Source organism: Psychrobacter sp. FME13 (assembly GCF_014861395.1).
Taxonomy (GTDB): Bacteria; Pseudomonadota; Gammaproteobacteria; order Pseudomonadales; family Moraxellaceae; genus Psychrobacter.
Map to the genome: position 1 here is coordinate 1 of NZ_RRYV01000329.1, position 960 is coordinate 960.

General features: G+C 49.1%; 1 protein-coding gene. It reads left to right on the top strand.

Annotated features, from left to right (window positions below):
* Positions 1-837: type VI secretion system Vgr family protein (locus EI164_RS16400; protein ID WP_225739370.1), on the top strand; the 837-nt coding region annotated here is incomplete at its 5' end.
* Between the last annotated feature and the right edge of the window lie 123 nt (positions 838-960).

A 960-nucleotide genomic window follows, 5' to 3' on the forward strand; every position in this document is an offset into this window, starting at 1 on the left:
TATTCTAGCAGTTACTCTCTATTTATGAGTGTTCTTATTTATTGGGGGGATTACCACGTCTCCAACATGCTCAGTCCTCACGATGATGGCACCACCCCACCGCTGCGCGCATTACAACTGTCATCAGGGGCGACACATGGGTGGCAGTTTGCTCCGCGTATCGGACAGTCCGTACTCCTTAACCACTGGTATGGCGATATTGACAGTCCCGTGATCAGCCGTGCGCTCTTTGATGGTATCGGTATGGGTGATGTGGATGAGAAAGACATCACCACTCAAGATGCCGGTTTAGCCAATCGCCATAACCTCAAAGGCGGTGCCTCTCCCAGATGGCATGGCGGTGGTCTCGGTCATTCGCAAATCAATGACGATGATACTCATAGTGGCTGGATATCTGGTATTGCTCAATACGGGCTAACGTCTGAGTCTGAAGTGACGATGAGCTTTGATGATACGCCAAACAAGGTCGGTCTACAGTGGACGGTAAATACTGGTGCGCGCGCTAATGCTGAGACACCAACCATCACTTCTAGTGCGGTCTTTGCCCCTGATGAGCATGTCGTTGCATTGGGTACACTACGCCACCGCTTTAGCAATCATCAATCAAATGATAGTGGTCAAGGCATCAATGTCGCTACCGATCATGGGCTACAGATTAGTGGTGATACAGGAGTGCTACTCTCTACCTTTAATATCAGACACACACAAGCTGAGCATGAGTCTGCGTGGGTCAATGATGCAGGACAGCAGCAGCTTAAGTTAGGCGCTGAGCTGAGCGAGACGTTAGCGGAGGCCAAGCACGCACACCTGCAGTCGACTGAGGCGCTCAGTGTGTAGTGGCATAATTAAATTGGACAACTGCTAAGAGGCTATACTAACCCAAAGAAGGAAAATAGTATGACCAACAAACGCAACCAATATACCCGAGAATTTAAATTAGAAGCGATTAGCTTAGTCACT